We start from the raw sequence: 14,917 nt of genomic DNA on the forward strand, positions 1-14,917 counted from the left end.
TGCGCTGAGGAAGCGCCGTCAGATCACGTAGGATCGGAGAGGCTCGAAGCCGTTGAAGGCGACCGCCGAGTAGGTGGTCGTGTAGGCGCCGGTGCCTTCGATCAGCACCTCGTCGCCGATGGTCAGCGACAAAGGCAGCGGATAGGGCGTCTTCTCGTACATCACGTCGGCCGAATCGCAGGTCGGGCCGGCGAGCACGCAAGGTGCGGTCTCCGTGCCGTCATGCGGCGTGACGATCGGGTAGCGGATCGCCTCGTCCATCGTCTCGGCAAGACCGCCGAACTTGCCGATGTCGAGGAACACCCAGCGCACATTGTCGTTGGCCGCTTTCTTCGAGATCAGCACGACTTCCGACTTGATGACGCCGGCATTGCCGACCATGCCACGGCCCGGCTCGATGATGGTCTCGGGAAGCGCATTGCCGAAATGCTTGCGCAGCGCCGAGAAGATCGCCTGGCCATAGGCCTGGGCGGCTGGCACGTCACGCAGATAGCGCGTCGGGAAACCACCGCCCATATTGACCATCTTCAAGACGATGCCTTCCTCGGCGAGCGTCGCGAACACCACCTTGGCGTCGGCCAGCGCACGGTCCCAGGCGGTCAGGTCGGTCTGCTGCGAGCCGACATGGAACGACACGCCATAGGCGTCGAGGCCGAGCCCCTTGGCATGGCGCAGCACGTCGACGGCCATCGCTGGCACGCAGCCGAACTTGCGCGACAGCGGCCATTCAGCGCCCTCGCCATCGGTCAGCACGCGGCAGAACACGCGCGCGCCTGGAGCGACGCGGGCGATCTTCTCGACCTCTTCGACGCAATCGACGGCGAACAGGCGGATGCCGAGCTGGTAGGCGCGTGCGATGTCACGCTCCTTCTTGATGGTGTTGCCGAAGGAGATGCGGTCCGCCGGCGCGCCGGCGTCCATCGCCATCTCGACTTCGGCAACGGAAGCGGTGTCGAAGGACGAGCCCATCGCAGCAAGCAGGCGCAGGATTTCCGGTGCCGGGTTTGCTTTCACCGCATAGTAGATCTTGGAATCGGGCAGCGCCTTCTCGAAGGCGCGGAAATTGTCGCGCACGACATCGAGGTCGACGACGAGGCAGGGGCCGGACGGACGTCGGGTGGCGAGGAAGTCAAGGATGCGCTGGGTGGCCATCGGGGTCTCTCCATCAGCGCCTTTCGGCGCGCAATAAGGCTGCGGGACGCGGGCTGTCAGCCTCGCGAACACGCGGTGGACAAAGGCGGGACGGATATCCATGGAACCAGCCGGTGGAGACCCCGGAACCATGAAGCGCCGTCTCGCGGCGGTGAACCTTGGCCTTGCCCGGCCTTGGTTCGCTTTGTCTGCCTTGGCTTGGATGGGAGACCCGTCCGCACTGCCGGCAATGAAGGTGTGCCTCTTCAGTAACCCCGGTTTTTGGACAACCGGCAGAACACCAGAAAGGCCCGCACCGTCGTTGCTTCAAGGTGTCCTCGGGCTGGCGGTTGGCCGCTAGACCGACTGGAGGGGTTGGCTCCAGTTACCTTACCGATTTCCCTCACCATTCGAGGATCGGCGGACACCCACAGGCACGTGCGACTTTGGGCAAGCGCGATATAAGGGCGAAGACTTTCACAATCAATAAAAATCGTATCGCAGGTTGTAAAATTTCTGGCGTCGAACAATGTTGCGGCAACCGTATCCGGATATCGAACGATGACAGGCACGCACGGCCCTCTCAACGCCTTTCTCGATCTTCGCCGGATGCCGGTGGCACATGCCCAGCTAGGCCCGCTGGCCGGCCTGCGGCTGGCCGTCAAGGACATCTACGACGTCGCCGGCTACCGCACCGGTTGCGGCAATTTGCAAAAATTCGCCGAAAGCCACGCGGCCTCGCGCACCGCACCCGCCGTGCAGATGATCCTCGATGCCGGCGCACGCTTCGTCGGCAAGACGCAGACCGACGAGCTTGCCTTCGCGCTGTTCGGCCAGAATGCGCATTTCTCGTTTCCGGTGAACCCGGCGGCACCCGACCGCGTCACCGGCGGCTCCTCATCGGGGTCGGCGGCGGCGGTGGCGGGCAGGCTGGCCGATATCGCCACCGGCTCAGACACCGGCGGCTCGATCCGCGCCCCGGCGAGCTTTTGCGGACTGATCGGGCTGCGCACCACGCATGGCCGCATTCCGCTCGACGGCACGATGAAGCTGGCGCCGAGCCTCGACACGTTCGGCTGGTTCGCCGACGACATCGAGACCTACGAGACCGTCGGCAAGCTGCTGCTCGGCCGCGATCCGCACCAGCACGTGTTGGACCGGCCGCTGGCGCTGGATTGGCTGGATGGATTGGTCGCCCGCCCGGCGCTGGCCGAATATGGTGAAATGAAGGGGCTGGCGGGCGCGGTCTTCGGCGTGCCGGCGACGCCGGCAATCCGCTTCTCCTCATCTCCCGATGAACTCTATTGGTGCTTTCGCCGGGTGCAGGCCAGGGAGGCCTGGGCGGTGCATGGCGAATGGATCACCAGCGGCGAGCGCGGCCTCGGCCCCGGTGTCGAGGAGCGTTTCGGCTTTGGCCGTGCCGTCGATGACAGGACAGCCCAGGCCGAGAAGGTGCGACGTCTGACCTTTCGCGGCGAACTGAACGCCCTGCTCGGCAGGAACGGCTTCCTTGTCCTGCCGACCGTGCCTGGTCCGGCGCCTTACGTGGACAGCACGCCGGAGCAGTTCCAGGCCTATCGCGAACGGGCGCTCCAACTTCTGTGCCTGGCCGGCCTGTCCGGTTTTCCACAGATCACACTGCCGGTCGGCTCGGTCGCCGGCGCCCCGTTCGGCCTGTCGCTGCTTGGCCCTTCCGGCAGCGACATTGCCCTGATACGGCTCGGCCGGAAACTTCTCGACGCGGCACGAAAGGCCTGACCATGGACACACTGACGCGCATGCGTGCCTTCATCGACGTGGTCGAGGCCGAGGGCTTTTCGGCGGCGGCGCGCAAGATCGGCCGTTCCAAGGCCTTGCTGTCGAAATATGTGCGCGAGCTGGAGGACGAACTCGGCGCTTTGCTGCTCAACCGCACCACGCGCCAGTTCTCGATGACCGAGGCCGGCCACACCTATTACCGGCGCGCCTCGGAGATCGTGCGCGAGGTCGACAGCCTAGCCGACGCGGTGCGTGAATCCTCCGGCGACGTGCGCGGCCGGATCAAGCTGTCGGCGCCGCGCACCTTCGCCGACGCGCCGATCGGCCAGTCGCTGATCGACTTCGCCAAGCAGCATCCCGACATCGTGCTCGACATCCAGCTCGACGACCGCTTCGTCGATCTGGTCGAGGAGGGCTTCGATCTTGCGGTGCGCATCTCGCGGCTGGAGAACTCGTCGCTGATCGCCAGGCGGCTGGCGCCGTTTTCGATAAAGCTCTGCGCCTCCCCCGAACTGATCGCCAGGCATGGCATGCCGACAAGGCCGCAGGATCTCAGCCGCATGCCTTGCATCGTCGACACCAATGGCCGCGGACTGAACAACTGGCCGTTCAAGGGCGACAATGGCGATCCGGTGAGCGTTTCGGTGTCTGGTCCGGTCGAGGTCAACAGCCCGATGACGGCGAGAGCCGCGGCCGTGGCGGGCCTCGGATTTACCGTCCTGCCGGATTTCATCGCCGCGCCCGACCTCGCGAGCGGCCGGCTGGTGGCGGTGATGGATGACCGTATCCTGTCGGGCGGCGGCATCTTCGCCGTCTACCCGCACCGCCGCTATCTGCCGGCGAAAGTCCGCGTCTTCGTCGACTTTTTGGTGCAGTGGTTCAGGACGCGCGAGGCTGGCTGACCGGCGTCGATAGTCTCATGGTCCCAATTTCGCCCCCTTTCTGGTAACTCTCGGCAACTCTTCCGAGGCCTATGGACCGAGAATGCACCTGAAACGGCACGCAATCATGCTGGCTTCGGCCTTGGCGGCTACTTTTGCCGCCACTGGACCGGCTTACGTGCATCCGCATGTCTTCGCCGAGGCCCGCCTCGATGTGATTCTCTCCCCGGATCACCAAAGCGTGAAGGCTCTGCGTCATCTCTGGCGCTTCGACGATCTGTTTTCCTCGACCGTGATGATGGAGTTCGACAAGAACTCCGACCTGAAGCTCGACGACAAGGAGCTGAAGGAGGTCGCCGACACCGTTCATGCCTCGCTGGCCGAGTTCAATTACTTCCAGCTCGTCACCGTTGACGGCAAGGACGTGGCGATGACGCCGCCGCCGCATCTGATGGCCAATTTCGACAACGATCAGCTGATCATCCTTTTCGAGTCCGAACCGAAGGTGCCGATCAAGCTCCACGGCAAGATCGATATCGGCGTCTACGATCCGACATTCTACACGGCGATCGACTTCACCGAGGACTCCAACATCACGGTTGAAGGCCTGCCCTCGAACTGCACCAGCAAGGTGGTCCGTCCGGATCCGGACGAGGCTATCAAGGAAAACCAGAAGACCCTCACCGATGCCTTTTTCAACGATCCGACCGGCACCGATATGAGCAAGATCTTCGCCACCAAGCTCGAACTGACCTGTCAGCCAGAAGGATGAAGCCGGTGACGAAACCGTCCCTGCGTTTGGCATTCGGCCTGTTGGCCCTCACTGTCGCCATGATGCATTTCGCCGACGCCGCTCATGCCCAGAGTTCGCTCGGCATCGGCGTCAATGACGGCATGGCGCCCACCACCGGCCCGTTCGCCCATATCCTGATGTGGATCAATCTCAGGCAGCAGGAATTCTACCGCGCGCTGGCAACGGCGATGAAGGCGATGCGCCAGGACGGCAGCAAGATCTGGATACTCGTCGGCCTGTCCTTCGCCTACGGTATTTTCCATGCCGCCGGCCCCGGCCACGGCAAGGCGGTGATCTCGTCCTACATGGTGGCCAATGAGGTGGCGTTGCGGCGCGGCATCCTCTTGTCCTTCGTCTCGGCGCTGCTGCAGGGCCTGACCGCGATCGCGGTGATGGGGGTCGCCTATTTCGTCCTGCGCGGCACCTCCGTCTCGATGACGGACGCGGCCTGGTTCATGGAGATCATGAGCTTTGTCTTCGTCACCCTGTTCGGCGCCTGGCTGCTGTGGCGCAAACTCGGCCCCGCCGTCCTGCGTCTGTTCGGCAAGGGCCCGGCCTACAGCCTGTCGGCGGCTCATGCCGGCCATTCTCACGCCGGTCATTCTCATGGGGGTCATTCTCATGGGGGCCATTCGCACGGCGCGCATTCGCATGCCGGTCACTCCCATGCAGCTCACAGCCATTCGGCGCATGCTCATTCGCACGCGCTACACGCGCATGACCATGTGCACGGCCCTTCGCACGATCATCACGATCATGCCAAACACGATCACGCTCATCACGATCACGCGGCCGGCGAAGTCTGCGATACCTGCGGCCATTCGCACGCACCCGATCCGGCGCTGCTGTCGGGCGACCGCTTCGACTGGCGCACGGCGTGGACGGCGGTGGCGGCGGTCGGCATCCGCCCCTGCTCCGGCGCCCTGATCGTGCTGAGCTTCGCCCTGCTCAACGGGCTCTGGCTCGGCGGCCTGCTGTCGGTGCTGGCGATGTCGCTTGGCACGGCCATCACCGTTTCGGCACTGGCGACACTGGCGGTGACCGCCAAGAACTGGGCGGTGTATTTCGCCGGCGACGGCCGCATGGGCAACCGCATCCACTCGATCGTCGAGATCGGCGGCGCGGCGTTTGTGTTCCTGTTCGGACTGCTGCTGCTGTCGGCGAGTTTGGCGAGCGGCGGATAGGCCGGCGCCACGAGGTTCGGAGTTTAACCCGCGATCTTGCCGCCTAGCTCATCCTCGATGTGAGCGCGGATGATCTCGTCAAAACTCTTTTCGGCGCTGAAGCCGAGCTCCTGTGACCGCTTTGCCTCGAAGCGCGTCGGCCAGCCCTTGACGATCGCCCAGATCGTGTCATCCGGAACCTCGCGGATCAGGCTTACCGCCTTCGGCCCGGCGATGCGTTCCAGCGCCTCGATCTGCTCGCCGACGGTGACGGCGACGCCAGGCATCGTCAGATTGCGGCGTGGCCCGACAGCGCTGCCGTCGATCCCTGCCGCATGGATCAGGAAGTTCACCGCCGAGCGCGGGCTGGCATGCGTGTGCACGACCGAGCGCGGCACCGGCAGGATCGCTTCGTGGCCGCTCAACGGCTCGCGGATGATGCCGGAGAAGAAGCCGGACGCCGCCTTGTTCGGCTTGCCCGGCCGCACGCAGATCGTCGGCAGCCGGATGCCGATACCGTCGAAGAAGCCGCGCCTGGTATAGTCGGCCAGCAGCGCTTCGCTCATCTGCTTCTGGGTGCCGTAGGAGGTCAGCGGCGTCGGATGGAAGTCGTCGGGAATGACATCCGGAAACGGCGCGCCGAACACCGCGATCGACGAGGTGAAGACGACGCGCGGCGCAAAGCCCGCCAGCCGGATGGCATCGAACAAGGCCCGCGTGCCATCGAGATTGACGCGGTAGCCGAGATCGAAATTCGCTTCCGCCTCGCCCGACACGATGCCGGCAAGATGGAACACGACGTCGGGGCGCGATGCGACCAGGCGCTCAGCGGCCCCTGCTTCGGCGAGATCGCCAGTGTGCAGCGTGACGCTGACGCCATCCAGGCTCGGGGCCTGTGGCGGCACGATATCGTGTAAATCAAGCGCCGTGATCTTGCGGCCGCGCAGCGTGCCGTCCTTGGCCAGCCGGGCGATGAGCTTGCGGCCGACCATACCCGCGGCGCCAGTGATCAGAATGCGCATATCGAAAATCCCTTGCCTATTTACCCTGATTTTTACGCTGGTTGCGGGCCCGCAACCAGAACACCGAGAAGAACGCCAGCACGAAGACGATGCCAAAGGCGCCGGCCAGCACGGTCGAAAAGCTGCCCAGTGCCAGCATCACGGTCGGCAGGTAGTAGGCGCCGATACCGAACAGCAGCATGATCCACACTGCAGCGATAAGAGCGTTCCTGGTGTCGCGGTCCATCACCACTTTGCCCCGGTGTGGCCAGGATCAGCCGCGTGCGGATTCAATGCCATGAAATTCCTATGCCCGTGAGAGTAGCGTTGATGCGGCACCGCATCATCCGCCTTGCGACGATGCATGCCCGTCAATCTCAAAGATGGCCTTTTCAAGATAGCCAGGAATGCGGTTTGCCTGGTGGATAATTTGACCATTTTTGACGCGTGCGATCAGACGAAAATTTCTCGACCCGTTATCGCGGATGATCAACTCGTCGACCAGTGGCGAGACACGCGCAAGATTATCCATCACCTTATCGAAGCGCCTGGCAATGTCCTCGGCCGGAATACTATGGCCACCTTCCAACACGCGGTCGGCAACACGCGCGGCCGATAGAGCAGCACTTCCAATCCCAATGAACTCCATTTTCACAATAAAACCCGCCGCCCTGGCTGCTTCCATGTCTCGCATGGCCTGTTGACCGGAGAAGGTGGTTTCCACCGTAAATGACTTGCCTTGCTCGATGTGCTCTTTAATCATCTGGCGTGCCGCCCTGCCCACGGTCATGCCGGTGGATTCCGGTGCTTTAAGTCGTATCTGTTTTGCAATTGCGTCGGGATCAATCCGCGTTCCCACGCTGTTTTTTCCAGCAAATGTAGTTTTGCCCGATCCATTGGGACCGGCAACAACAAGGAATACCGGTTTGCCGGTCGGCGGGCTCAACGCAGCGCGTCTGGAAGAGGCTTAACCGTCTCGACTCGCCACGCCTTCTTATTGGCCAACCATTCAATTTTTAGGAGACATCGTTTGCCATCCGGAAATTCGCGAACGATATGGTCCGCTGGTGTATTCGCGTCGCCATAGCTGATCGGAAAACCGGCTTCGAGCCGGTCGAGAGCCGCCTGGCCATAGCCATTTGCCGTGAGTTTGACACGATTGAGCTTGACCGGCTTCAACCGGTCCAACGTCGTGACAAGGTCCTTGGTCACCTCGACCTGCTTGGGAACACTTGCCTTATTTTTTAGTTCCGCATGCGACATCCGTTTTCCCCGTATTCATCTGGAAGTATAGCGCGCCGCCATTCTTCCGTCGACAATGCCGTGAAATTCCTGCGTCAGTGGAAATGGCCAGGATGCTGAAGCGCTTCGCGTTGGTGCCCGTGCTCGTCGCCATCGTCGGCGCACTGGCCGAATTCCGGTTCCACGGTGGCATGGCTGATGCCGTGCTCGCTGGCAAGCCGCTTCTTGACGGCACTCACCGCCTGATGCGCATCGACGCCCTCGTCGAGACAGGCATGCAGCGTCGCCATGTTGCTGGTCCCATCAAGCGACCAGACATGCATATGGTGCACTTCGCGCACTCCCTGGACGGTCGCCTCGAGATCCCTGGCGATCAGATCGCGGTCGAGGCTTGGCGGCACGCCCTCGAGCAGGACATGGGCGGCTTCGCGCATCAGCGACCACGCCGTGTAGAGGATCAGCAGTGAAACCAGGACCGACAGGATCGGGTCGATCGGCGTCCAGCCGGTCGCCAGGATGACCAGCGCCGCCGCGATGGCCGCCGCCGAGCCGAGCAGGTCGCCAAGCACATGCAGGATGGCGCCGCGCATGTTCAGGCTTTCGCGGTCGCCGCCATGCAGCACGAAGAACGCGCCGATGTTCACCAACAGGCCGAGGATCGCCACCACCAGCATCGGCCCGCCAAGCACCGGTGCCGGCGCCTGCAGGCGCCCCCAGGCCTCGTAGACGATCCACAGCGCGATGACGAAGATGGCGATGCCGTTGGTATAGGCCACCAGCGTCTTGACCCGGCCGAAGCCATAGGTGAGGCGAATGGTCGCCGGGCGGCCAGCCAGATGGAAGGCATACCAGGCAAGGCCGAGCGCGATCGAGTCGGCGAGCATGTGGCCGGCATCGGCCAGCAGCGCCAGCGAGCCGGTGAGGATGCCGCCAAGCGCTTCGGCGACCATGAAGCCGCCGGTCAGGCAGGCTGCGATCAGAACGCGTTTCTTATCGGTCGAGCCATGCACATGGCCGGGCCCATGATCGTGCCCAATGTGATCGTGCCCGCTGTGATCGTGGGTATGTGCCAATGGCGAACTCCTAAGCGCCGAATTCCGCGCGACAATCCTCGAGCCGTCGCTTCTGCTGGCCGTCGCCATCGAAATTGCCCGGATCGAGCCACGCCTCGTAGGCACTGCGCAGCGCGGGCCACTCCTTGTCGATGATCGAATACCACGCAGTGTCGCGGTTTTCACCCTTGACGATCAGATGCTGGCGGAAAATGCCTTCGAACTTGAAGCCGAACCGTTCGGCGGCCCGCTTCGATGGCTCGTTGCGGTTGTTGCACTTCCATTCGTAGCGGCGGTAGCCGAGCTCGTCGAAGATGTATTTCATGAACAGGAACTGCGCTTCGGTTGCTCCCGGCTTGCGCGAGATAAGCGGCCCCCAATAGATGTTGCCGATCTCGATGACGCCGTACGCCGTGTCGATGCGCATCAGCGTCTGGCGCCCGGCGACCTTGCCGCTGGCCTTGTCGATGACGGTGAAGAACAGCGGATCCTCGCTGGCCTCGACCTTGTCCAGCCATGGCTGGAAGGCGGCGCGGGTCTCCGGCGGATAATCGGGCAACCAGGCGAAGCGGCCGTCGATGTCGGACACGGAGGACGCTTCATAGAGGCCATCGCCATGTTTTGCAGCACTCAGCGGTTCGAGCCGGACAGTGCTTCCGTCGATGGTCTTGCGTTCGGGCCGCGGGCGCGGTTGCCAATCCCTGAGATTTTCCGACACCGAAAGCTCCAATCCGTTTGACTTTTGCCAGCCGAAGCTCACAAAAACGCGACCCAACAGCAAGAACCACACGGACGGGAAAAATGCTCCACACGATTTCGGCCTTCGACCGCCTTGGCGAGGAAAACGCCTTTGCCGTGCTCGCGAGGGCCACAGCACTTGCCCAACAAGGCCGCGACATCGTCAATCTCGGCATCGGCCAGCCCGACTTCAAGACGCCGCAGCACATCGTCGAGGCGGCGATCAAGGCGCTGCGCGACGGCCATCACGGCTACACGCCGGCCAATGGCCTGCTGGCGACGCGCGAGGCGGTGGTGCGCCGCACGCTGACCACAACCGGTGTCGAAGTATCGCCCGAAACGGTAATGATCCTGCCCGGTGGCAAGCCAACCATGTTCGCCGCGATCCTGATGTTCGGCGAACCTGGCGCCGAAATCCTCTATCCCGATCCGGGCTTCCCCATCTATCGCTCGATGATCGAGTTCACCGGTGCAGCCCCTATTCCCGTGCCGATGCGCGAGGAAAACGGCTTTGCCTTCTCCGCCGAGGAGACGCTGGCGCTGATCACTTCGAAGACCAGGCTGCTGATCCTCAACTCGCCCGCCAATCCGACCGGCGGTGTGACGCCCCGTGCCGAGATCGAGAAACTGGTCAAGGGGCTGGAGGCGCATCCGCAGGTCGCCATCCTTTCCGACGAGATCTACGACGTCATGACCTATGATGGCGAGACGCATTGCTCGCTGCTCGACTTTCCCGAAATCCGTGACCGGCTGATCGTGCTCAATGGCTGGTCGAAAACCTGGGCGATGACCGGCTGGCGCATGGGCTGGTCGATCTGGCCGAATGGCGACAAGGGCGCCCATCTCTACGACAAGGTGCGCAAGCTGGCGGTCAACTGCTGGTCCTGCGTCAACGCGCCGAGCCAGTTCGCCGGCATCGCCGCAATCGACGGCCCGCAGGACGATGTCGCCAATATGATGCGCGCCTTCGACCGCCGCCGGAAGATCGTCGTCGAGGGGCTGAATGCCCTGCCCAACATGTCCTGCATCACGCCCAAAGGCGCGTTCTACGCTTTCCCCAACGTCTCGAAGACCGGCTGGAAAGCCAAGAAACTCGCCTCGGCGCTGCTCGACGAGGCCGGCGTGGCGCTGATCGGCGGTCCCGATTTCGGCATTCTCGGCGAAGGCTATATCAGGCTCTCCTACGCCAATTCCGAGGAGAACATCTTGCGGGCGCTGGAACGGATCGGGGCCTTCCTGGCGAAGTAAGCCTGAAAGCGGCCCGCTGTCCTCTTCCGGACAATTTGCGGCTGTGGCATGACGGTGTCATGAGCCGTCCGGAGGCGCGCGGCCAAGACTGGGCGTGCATGTCGAGAACGGCTACGGTCCTCGGATCAGGATCGAAGTGGGGGTGACATCGGATGTTCTATGCAATCCTTGCCTATCATGTGGAAGACGCAATCAAGGCGCTGACGCCGCAGGAAGATACGGCGCTGATGGCTGACTTGCTCAAGATCCATGAAGGGTTCTATGCCGACGGCAGCCTTGGCCCGTCGGCGCGGCTTGGCGCGACACAATCGGCCTGCACCTTGCGCGACGGCATGATCGTCGACGGCCCCTTCGCCGAAACCAAGGAACAGCTTCTCGGCCTCTATGTCGTCGACTGCCCGACGCGGGACGATGCCATCGCTATCGCGCGCGACTTTCGTCGCGTCAATCCGACCGCCGTCTACGAGATCCGTCCTATCGCGCTCTATCTGCCCGGCACAGAGCTACTGGGAGAATGACTACCCACGCCCGACAAACGGCATCTTGGTCGCCATGACGGTCATGAACAGCACGTTGGCGTCGAGCGGCAGGCTGGCCATGTGGACGACGGCGTCGGCGACGCGCTGAACATCCATCACCGCTTCGGCTGATATGGAGCCGTTGGCCTGCGGCACGCCGACCGTCATCGGCTGCGCCATATCGGTCAGCGCATTGCCGATGTCGATCTGGCCGCAGGCGATGTCATAGGGCCGGCCGTCGAGCGCCAGCGTCTTGGTCAGTCCTGTGATGGCATGCTTGGTCGCCGTGTAGGGCACCGAGCCCGGGCGTGGCGCATAGGCCGACACCGAACCGTTGTTGATGATGCGGCCACCCATCGGCTTCTGCTTGCGCATGGCGCCAAAGGCGGCACGGGCACACAGGAACGAACCGGTGAGATTGACGCCGACGATATCGTTCCACACTTCGACCGGTATCTCGTCGATCGGCGTCGATTTGTAGCCCATGCCGGCATTGTTGAAGAGCAGGTCGACACGGCCGAAGGCCGCCGCCACGGTCTCGAACAGATCGTCGACCTCGCCTGCCTTGCTGATATCGCAGGCTACCGCCAAGGCCTTGGCGTCGTTGCGGCCGGCCTCGGCGACCGCAGCGTCCAGCACCGACTTGCGGCGCCCGCAAAATACCGTGTTCCAGCCGTTCTTGAGCAGCGCCGTGGCGACGCTCTTGCCGATGCCCGTGCCGGCCCCGGTGACGATGGCGGTTCTTTGCTCGGTCATGGCTGTTGTCCTCCGGCAGCGCTGCGCTTGCTCGACTGATTTTCAGGGGTTTGGCTCGAAAAAGGAAGGCATCGCAAATGACGGCGGAGATGGCAAGCGTGTCCATCCGATCGGGCCGACAAAAAGGGCGGCCATTGGCGACCGCCCCTGATCTGAACCGGGCTTGGGAGGAGGAAAAGCCGATCCGACTGTGTTGAATGATGCGCTTGCTGGGTTAACGAGAGGTTAACCCGGAAATCGCCTCCTGTGCCGTTTTGGCCTACCAGCGCGGATTGGGTGAAGTCCCTGCCTTGGCCGGCACCTTGGCCGCCGAAACCGTTGCCTCGACATGGTCGACCAGCGCGTCCGGCAGGCCGAGCCGGCCGGCAAGCAGGTCGAGATAGCCACGCTCGGCGCGGGTGTCGGGATCGATGGTCAGGCGCGACGCCGTGTAGAGTTCGAGCTTCTGCGCATCGGTCTTGGCGCCGGCGACCAGCGTGTCGAGGTCGAGCGGGCTTGCCAGCTCCGCCATCAGGAACTTTTCAGCATCGGAGTCTATGCCGGCCAGGCTGAGCTTGCCGGCGATCTTCTGGCGCTCTTCATCGTCGATATGGCCATCGGCTTTTGCCGCCGAGATCATCGCCCGTATCAGGGTCAGCGTGAATTCGTCCTCGCCTTGCGGCGCCTGCGACGGGTGGAAGGCGGTGTCCTTGGGCGGCGGCAGCAATTCCGGTTCGCCGGCCGCCGGTGCTTCGGCGGGTGCGTTGCCGGCCTTGTAGTTCTGGTAGGCCTTGTAGGCGAGGCCGCCGATGGCAGCCAGTCCGCCAAGCTTCACCGCGGCGCCCGTCACGTTACGACCGGCACCAGTTCCAAGCAGCACGGCGGCCAGTGCGCCGGCGGCCAGCGGATTGTCCTTGGCCATCTGCACGGCCTGCCCCGCCTTGTCGCGAACGGTGCCGCTGGTGCCGGGGATTTGCGAGCCGAGCAGATCGTCGAGAAGCTTCTTGGGATCGAACATTCAGTGCCTCCAGGATTTGCCCGGCCGAACGGGCAGGTTTCGAACGTCGAAGACGTAGGTCCCGAAACTTGACATTGCAATGACAGGCGGCCGCTTTGCAGCAGCTTGATGCCCGGATCAGGAGCCGATATGCGGACCCCTGCCCCGCGCCTGCGCAAGCTCGACCTGGCGCTGGCGCTCGGCATAACGCTGGCGGTCCTCGTTCGAACGCGCCTCGAAACAATGCGGGCAGGAAATACCGGCGGCGAATTTGGGCGACGTCAGGTCGCCCGGTGTCAGCGGGTGCCGGCAGGCGCGGCACAGTTCCGCTTCGCCCTCGGCGAGGCCGTGCGACACCGAAACGCGATCGTCGAAGACGAAGCATTCGCCTTGCCAGAGGCTCTGTTCGGCCGGGACCTCTTCGAGGTATTTGAGGATGCCGCCCTTGAGATGGAAGACATCCTCGAAGCCGAGCGATTTGACATAGGCGGTTGCCTTTTCGCAGCGTATGCCGCCGGTGCAGAACATCGCCACCTTGCGGCCTTCGAGCTCCGCCCGGTGCGCTTCCACCCAGGCCGGGAACTCGCGAAAGCTTGCGGTGGCCGGATCGATCGCCCCCTTGAATGTGCCGATCGACACCTCATAGGCGTTGCGCGTGTCGATTATGACAGTGCCGGGCTGCGAAATCAGAGCGTTCCAGTCGGTCGGCGCGACATAGGTGCCGGCACTATTCGAAGGATCGATGTCGTCGACGCCCATGGTGACGATCTCGCGCTTCAGCCGCACCTTCATGCGGTGGAACGGCATGTCCGCGGCTGCGCTGTACTTGACCTCGAGGCCCGCCAGCCCTTCGATGGCTTCGAGATACAGGATCAGTTCGGCAATTGCCGCCTCGCTGCCGGCGACGGTGCCGTTGATGCCTTCATGCGCCAGCAGCAGCGTGCCCTTGATGCCGCGCCCGCAGCAGAAGGCGGCGAGCGGCGCGCGCAGTTCTTCGAAAGCGTCGAGCCGGGCAAACCGGTAGAGCGCTGCGACGCGGAAGGGTGGAAGTGATGTCATTGCCGAAGCCACTAGACGCTCACGAAAGCCTATTCAAGGCAATAGCAGGCATCCTGTTCGGAGGTCACGGGCGCAAATCTGCACCATGGGCGAATTTGTACCATAGCTGAGATCAGGGAGTCAAGAAAAAATTCCTATCCTGAAAAAGCTGTCGGCACAAAACTGCCGACACCGCCGAGCTGGCAGCCGCCTTTGTGAGTTGAGCCTGGCGAGCATGGGCGACGCGTGACATCGCGACACGGCCGGTTTCGTGGACAGGAAAACAGCCTTCTGCTAATCGGTTGAATTGTCCACGCCACGGAGAGACACATGCCCAGCAAGACCGAAAAACTCCTGTCGCTCCTCAACGGCCAGCCGGTCATCCCGGTGCTGAAGATCTCTGATATCGCCAATGCCGTGCCGCTGGCGCGCGCGCTGGCGCGCGGCGGCTTGCCGGCGATCGAGATCACGCTGAGGACCGCCGATGCACTGGAAGCGATCCGGCGGGTCGCTGGTGAAGTCGAGGAAGCCATCGTCGGCGCCGGCACCATCCTCGATGCGGGCCAGTTCGAAGAGGCCGCCAGCGCTGGCTCTCGGTTCATCGTCAGCCCCGGCATCACCC

The 14,917-nt window shown here is 63.4% G+C and carries 16 protein-coding genes and 1 pseudogene; 7 read left to right on the top strand and 10 right to left on the bottom strand.

The window, feature by feature from the left end; genetic code table 11:
• Positions 1-18: 18 nt before the first annotated feature.
• Positions 19-1,152 carry an ornithine/lysine decarboxylase gene (gene odc2 / locus EOB59_RS12075; protein WP_127320768.1) on the bottom strand — a complete coding sequence of 378 codons (1,134 nt, stop codon included), beginning with the start codon at positions 1,150-1,152 and terminating at the stop codon, positions 19-21.
• 540 nt (positions 1,153-1,692) lie between these two features.
• On the opposite strand from odc2, the gene EOB59_RS12080 reads away from it, so the two are divergent.
• From EOB59_RS12080 to EOB59_RS12095, 4 genes are all read left to right on the top strand, one after another.
• The gene (locus EOB59_RS12080) at positions 1,693-2,889 is read left to right on the top strand and encodes an amidase (RefSeq protein WP_128288431.1); all 1,197 of its coding nucleotides are present in this window, start codon (positions 1,693-1,695) and stop codon (positions 2,887-2,889) included.
• Positions 2,890-2,891: 2 nt separating this feature from the next.
• On the top strand, positions 2,892-3,791 hold the full coding sequence (locus EOB59_RS12085; protein WP_127272432.1) for a LysR family transcriptional regulator: 900 nt from the start codon (positions 2,892-2,894) through the stop codon (positions 3,789-3,791).
• 82 nt (positions 3,792-3,873) lie between these two features.
• Positions 3,874-4,542, top strand: a complete 669-nt coding sequence (locus tag EOB59_RS12090; RefSeq protein WP_127809406.1) for a DUF1007 family protein — start codon at positions 3,874-3,876, stop codon at positions 4,540-4,542.
• Positions 4,539-5,747: a nickel/cobalt transporter gene (locus tag EOB59_RS12095; protein ID WP_127809405.1), complete on the top strand. Its 1,209-nt coding sequence runs from the start codon at positions 4,539-4,541 to the stop codon at positions 5,745-5,747. Before EOB59_RS12090 ends, EOB59_RS12095 begins: the two co-directional genes overlap by 4 nt.
• Before the next feature lie 23 nt (positions 5,748-5,770).
• Here the strand turns inward: EOB59_RS12095 and denD are convergent, their stop codons facing one another.
• The 6 genes from denD to EOB59_RS12125 all read right to left on the bottom strand — a co-directional run bounded on the left by denD (position 5,771) and on the right by EOB59_RS12125 (position 9,739).
• Positions 5,771-6,748, bottom strand: coding sequence for a D-erythronate dehydrogenase (denD, locus tag EOB59_RS12100; RefSeq protein ID WP_128288432.1), 978 nt, complete (start codon positions 6,746-6,748; stop codon positions 5,771-5,773).
• A gap of 16 nt (positions 6,749-6,764) precedes the next feature.
• The gene (locus EOB59_RS12105; RefSeq protein ID WP_127415141.1) at positions 6,765-6,977 is read right to left on the bottom strand and encodes a hypothetical protein; all 213 of its coding nucleotides are present in this window, start codon (positions 6,975-6,977) and stop codon (positions 6,765-6,767) included.
• Between the two features lie 93 nt (positions 6,978-7,070).
• The gene (locus EOB59_RS12110) at positions 7,071-7,673 is read right to left on the bottom strand and encodes a zeta toxin family protein (protein WP_127395934.1); all 603 of its coding nucleotides are present in this window, start codon (positions 7,671-7,673) and stop codon (positions 7,071-7,073) included.
• Positions 7,670-7,990 carry a hypothetical protein gene (locus tag EOB59_RS12115; RefSeq protein ID WP_127395933.1) on the bottom strand — a complete coding sequence of 107 codons (321 nt, stop codon included), beginning with the start codon at positions 7,988-7,990 and terminating at the stop codon, positions 7,670-7,672. The genes EOB59_RS12110 and EOB59_RS12115 overlap by 4 nt, the downstream gene beginning before the upstream one ends.
• Positions 7,991-8,064: 74 nt before the next feature.
• Positions 8,065-9,042, bottom strand: a complete 978-nt coding sequence (locus tag EOB59_RS12120) for a cation diffusion facilitator family transporter (protein WP_128288433.1) — start codon at positions 9,040-9,042, stop codon at positions 8,065-8,067.
• Between the two features lie 10 nt (positions 9,043-9,052).
• Positions 9,053-9,739 carry a GNAT family protein gene (locus EOB59_RS12125; protein WP_128288434.1) on the bottom strand — a complete coding sequence of 229 codons (687 nt, stop codon included), beginning with the start codon at positions 9,737-9,739 and terminating at the stop codon, positions 9,053-9,055.
• Between the two features lie 83 nt (positions 9,740-9,822).
• Here EOB59_RS12125 and EOB59_RS12130 point away from each other — a divergent pair, with 83 nt between their 5' ends.
• Together EOB59_RS12130 and EOB59_RS12135 are read left to right on the top strand one after the other, a co-directional pair.
• On the top strand, positions 9,823-11,007 hold the full coding sequence (locus EOB59_RS12130) for a pyridoxal phosphate-dependent aminotransferase (RefSeq protein WP_128288435.1): 1,185 nt from the start codon (positions 9,823-9,825) through the stop codon (positions 11,005-11,007).
• A 152-nt stretch (positions 11,008-11,159) separates the two neighbouring features.
• The gene (locus tag EOB59_RS12135; protein WP_128288436.1) at positions 11,160-11,525 is read left to right on the top strand and encodes a YciI family protein; all 366 of its coding nucleotides are present in this window, start codon (positions 11,160-11,162) and stop codon (positions 11,523-11,525) included.
• On the opposite strand, the gene EOB59_RS12140 is transcribed toward EOB59_RS12135, so the two are convergent.
• The 3 genes from EOB59_RS12140 to EOB59_RS12150 form a co-directional block, all read right to left on the bottom strand.
• Entirely contained in the window at positions 11,526-12,281 is a 756-nt protein-coding gene (locus EOB59_RS12140; protein ID WP_128288437.1) for an SDR family oxidoreductase, read from the bottom strand.
• A gap of 259 nt (positions 12,282-12,540) precedes the next feature.
• A complete protein-coding gene (locus EOB59_RS12145) occupies positions 12,541-13,278 on the bottom strand; it encodes a tellurite resistance TerB family protein (protein ID WP_127809400.1) in 738 nt (245 codons plus the stop codon).
• A 117-nt stretch (positions 13,279-13,395) separates the two neighbouring features.
• Positions 13,396-14,316 (bottom strand): rhodanese-related sulfurtransferase, encoded by a 921-nt coding sequence (locus tag EOB59_RS12150; protein ID WP_128288438.1) that lies wholly within the window; start codon positions 14,314-14,316, stop codon positions 13,396-13,398.
• Between the two features lie 369 nt (positions 14,317-14,685).
• On the opposite strand from EOB59_RS12150, the pseudogene EOB59_RS36190 reads away from it, so the two are divergent.
• Positions 14,686-14,917 (top strand): annotated as a pseudogene (locus tag EOB59_RS36190) (keto-deoxy-phosphogluconate aldolase); the annotation flags it as partial.

The organism is Mesorhizobium sp. M7A.F.Ca.MR.176.00.0.0, assembly GCF_004023165.1.
Classification (GTDB): Bacteria; Pseudomonadota; Alphaproteobacteria; order Rhizobiales; family Rhizobiaceae; genus Mesorhizobium.